The organism is Parapedobacter lycopersici (assembly GCF_040395035.1).
In the GTDB taxonomy this organism is placed as follows: domain Bacteria; phylum Bacteroidota; class Bacteroidia; order Sphingobacteriales; family Sphingobacteriaceae; genus Parapedobacter; species Parapedobacter lycopersici_A.
The window spans coordinates 1-3,862 of the sequence record NZ_JBEBRB010000125.1; the positions used below are offsets into that span (position 1 = coordinate 1).

Sequence of the window (3,862 nt, forward strand, 5' to 3'; positions counted from 1 at the left end):
GAAACAAAAAGTGAAAAAGGCCAAAAATGTCATCGTTATGATTGGCGATGGCATGAGCGCGGTGCAGATATATGCGGGTTTGACCGCCAGCAAGGTGCCGTTGAACCTGGAGCAATTCCGCCACATTGGGTTTTCAAAAACGAACTCCACCAGTTACGTTACTGATTCGGGCGCCGGTGCCACGGCAATTTCAACCGGCCACAAAACCAACAATGGTGCAATAGGTGTCGATTCGCTGGATAACCCGGTGCCGACGATCCTCGAGATTGCGGAAGCGCATGGGCTGACAACGGGCCTGGTAGCAACAACATCCATTACCGATGCAACGCCGGCTTCGTTTGTGGCTCACCAACCGAAGCGGAGCATGCAGCAGGAGATTGCCGCAGATTTCCTGAAATCGGGAGTGGATGTATTCATCGGTGCGGGCATGACTGATTTTACCGACCGGACTGACGGGAGAAACCTGGTTGATGAACTACGGCAAAATGGGTACCTGGTTGCTACTGACATGGAAGAAATTACGCGTGTTAATGCTGGGAAATTAGCGGGGTTTTTGCCTGAGCGTTCGGTGAAGGAGCGTGGTGATCAGCTTGCGCGAACGGCGATGACTGCGATCAATATCCTTAACCAGAACAAAGATGGGTTTTTCCTGCTCATTGAAGGGTCAAAAATAGACGACGGCGGCCATGCTAATGATGGGGATGTGGTGATCGAGGAAATGATTGATTTCGACCAGACCATCGGAAAAGTGCTGGAATTTGCCCGGAAAGATAAACACACGCTGATTGTGATTACCGGCGACCATGAAACCGGCGGGCTTACCTTGACAGGCGGCGATCTGGCCACGGGCAGGGTTAAAGCGGAGTTCTCCACGGATGACCACACGGCCGTGATGGTGCCGGTGTTTGCCTATGGCCCCGGCGCGGAGGCGTTTACAGGGATTTATCACAATAACACCATCTTTGATAAACTACTGGCCGCCTTCGGATTCCGCCATCGGAATGAAAAGCAGTAATTGAGCGTATCCGTCGCTAATATATCCGAAAAAGCAACCTCGAATGACGAATCTTCCGGCGGAAATCGTTGAACGTTTTTACCTGACGCTTAATGGGGATATCCCGATCGAAGCCTTTGAAAAGTGGCTTTATGCCGATCGGACGCTGGAACAGTATTTGAATCCGGACGACTACCTGGATTTGATCTCCCTGGGCTTCAAAAAAAGTGGCGCAAAGTACGAGCTTTGGAAGCTGCTAAAAAAACACATCGACCTAGCTGATTTTGAGACCTATAAATTGCGCAATTTACTACAGGAAGCCCGATTGAAAACGGAACGGTTGCCACAGGTGCTTGTTGCATTTTACGAACTATACTGCGACGGGTATTATTTTCTTCAGCAGCTCGCCATCGGTTACGGCTTAGCGATCCAGGTTCCACAGGTGGAAAATACTACCGCGGAAACTTGGGACGAATTGAATGCAATGGAAAAAAAGGCTCTTTTAAAAAGCCTGGAGCAGGGCCTTGACGATGAAGTGGATCTTGTGCTTGGCTGGCTGGAATCGGGTAAAATAAAACTGACAGGCGAAATTGATGAGATGGGACGGTATATGTATGATGACTTTAGAACGCAGGGTGATAGGGATTGAAATTCGTCGCGTCGCCGCAAGTATGACGCTAATATGTAATTCTCTAAAAAAGAAATTGACGGCCTAATATCACTGTTCGAAAACATTTCTTGGGTTCGGCTTGTTGTCCTGTTACTTTAAAAAAATAGTATTATGGCGACACAGAACAAAAATCAGGAAATGCCCAATGAGCACCTGCACGAACTATTCGTAGACGAATTAAGGGATATATTAGGTGCGGAAAAACAATTGCTGAAAGGCTTGAAAAAATTATCGGCTGCAGCTGGAAGTGAAACGTTAAAGAAGGCTTTTGATACGCACTACGGCCAAACGGAAGGACAGATTGAACGGTTGAAACAAGTATTCAGCACCATCGGACTTTCGGCCAGGGGTAAGAAATGCAAGGCAATGGAGGGCTTGCTGGAGGAAGCAGATGAAATTGTGGAAAGTTTTCAGGACCAGCCTGAAGTACTGGATGCCGCGCTTATTTCAGCAGCCCAGAAAGTGGAACATTATGAGATTGCCAGTTATGGCTGCTTGGTTACCTATGCGAAGCTGATGGAGCACAATGAGGCTGAGGAATTGCTTGCGGCTACGTTGGCGGAAGAAAAAGATACGGATAGCCTGCTAACGGAAATCGCAATGAATGAAGCCAATACTGGTGCAGCGGCTTAGGTTGAAGCTAATCAGTAAAAATGAAAGTCCCGTAGTTACGGGATTTTTTATTTCATCCCAGGGTGTACTGAAATGTAAATGGAATGGATCAAAACGATAAAGAAATTAATCCCCGTGACGGCCATACGGTAAGCCCATGGCAGCATGTGGTATCTTCGGTTTCGGGCGCAGCGCGTGTAACTGCCGGAGACGTATTTGACGTGATCATTGTAGGCGCGGGTATTACCGGGCTTACGACGGCACTGCTGTTGCAGAAAGCGGGTAAGCGGTGCCTGGTGCTGGAAGCCGGAAAGGTTGGGTTTGGGACGACCGGAGGTACCACCGCACATCTGAACACTTTTTTCGATGCGACTTACCCCGAAATTGAAAGCAGCTTTGGTGTGCACGCGGCCAAGTTGGTAGCGGATTCGGGCAAAGATGCCATGGCGCTCATTGCCGCCTTGGTAAACGAATACAGCATAGCGTGTGACCTGGAATACAAGGATGGCTACCTGTTTTCTGAAAATGAAAAGGAGACCGGTCAGCTCCGGAAAATCCTGGAGGCTTCCAGAAAGGCGGGAATCGTGGTGGAAGCGGCTGACAGTAACGACGTGCCGGTGCCCTTTGAGATGGCTATACGTTTTGGGCACCAGGGTCAGTTTCACCCACTGAAGTATATCAATGGGTTAGCAGCGGCATTCCAACGACTGGGCGGGGCGATACTGGAAGACTGTTTTGTAAAAGAGCACAGGAAGGTAGATAGCGGTTTGGAACTGGTTGCCGACAACCGCACGTTTTGGGCAGAGCAGCTGGTTTATGCGACACACGTGCCTCCCGGGATCACTGCTTTTAGTTTTCGCTGTGCGCCTTACCGGAGTTATGTATTGGGGCTGAGACTTAAGGATGAAACCGATTACCCAACGGGCCTGGCCTATGACATGCAGGAACCCTACCATTATTTTAGGACGCATGTGGTTAATGGCGAGCGCTTGCTGATCGTTGGTGGAGAAGATCATAAAACCGGGCATGATGATCCGGAGCAGGCCTTTGCGAACCTGGAGAAATATGTCCGTCAATATTACCGGGTGGAATCGGTTGTATACCGGTGGTCTTCTCAATATTACGTGCCGGTGGATGGCTTGCCTTATATTGGACGCCTGGCTGCTTCGGAAGGGGATATTTATATCGCTACGGGATTCAACGGGAATGGGATGACGTTCGGGACGATATCGGGGAAGGTGATCAGCGACCAGCTATTGGGTATCGAAAACCGATATAGTGATCTTTACGCGCCATCCCGGCTCAAGCCTGTTGCCGGCTTCACTGAGTTTGTTAAGGAAAATGCGGATGTGGCCTGGCACTTCGTGGCTGACCGCTTTGGAACGGAGGGCATGGACAGATTGTCGGCGCTGAAGAACGGTGAGGGAAAGGTAGTGGAGTTTAAGGGCGAGAAACTCGCCGTTTATAAAGATCAACAAGGCGGAGTGACGGCGTTGAATCCGGTCTGCACGCATGCTGGCTGTATCGTAAATTTCAACGCAGCTGAACAGAGCTGGGATTGCCCATGCCACGGTGGACGGTTTGAT

At 49.7% G+C, this 3,862-nt stretch carries 4 protein-coding genes; all 4 read left to right on the forward strand.

Annotation, left to right across the window (positions count from 1 at the left end; all coding sequences use genetic code 11):
• Nucleotides 1-1,015: alkaline phosphatase (locus ABWO75_RS13535; protein ID WP_353186392.1), on the forward strand; the 1,015-nt coding region annotated here is incomplete at its 5' end.
• A 43-nt stretch (nt 1,016-1,058) separates the two neighbouring features.
• Entirely contained in the window at nt 1,059-1,643 is a 585-nt protein-coding gene (locus ABWO75_RS13540; RefSeq protein WP_353186394.1) for a hypothetical protein, read from the forward strand.
• 132 nt (nt 1,644-1,775) lie between these two features.
• Entirely contained in the window at nt 1,776-2,297 is a 522-nt protein-coding gene (locus ABWO75_RS13545; protein WP_353186396.1) for a YciE/YciF ferroxidase family protein, read from the forward strand.
• A gap of 83 nt (nt 2,298-2,380) precedes the next feature.
• A partial coding sequence (locus ABWO75_RS13550; RefSeq protein ID WP_353186398.1) for an FAD-dependent oxidoreductase occupies nt 2,381-3,862 on the forward strand: 1,482 nt, incomplete at its 3' end.

Excerpts from the sequence above, each read along its gene's own strand:
- ABWO75_RS13540 (WP_353186394.1), top strand. The coding sequence starts at position 1,059 with ATGACGAATCTTCCGGCGGAAATCGTTGAACGTTTTTACCTGACGCTT.
- ABWO75_RS13545 (WP_353186396.1), top strand. The coding sequence starts at position 1,776 with ATGGCGACACAGAACAAAAATCAGGAAATGCCCAATGAGCACCTGCAC.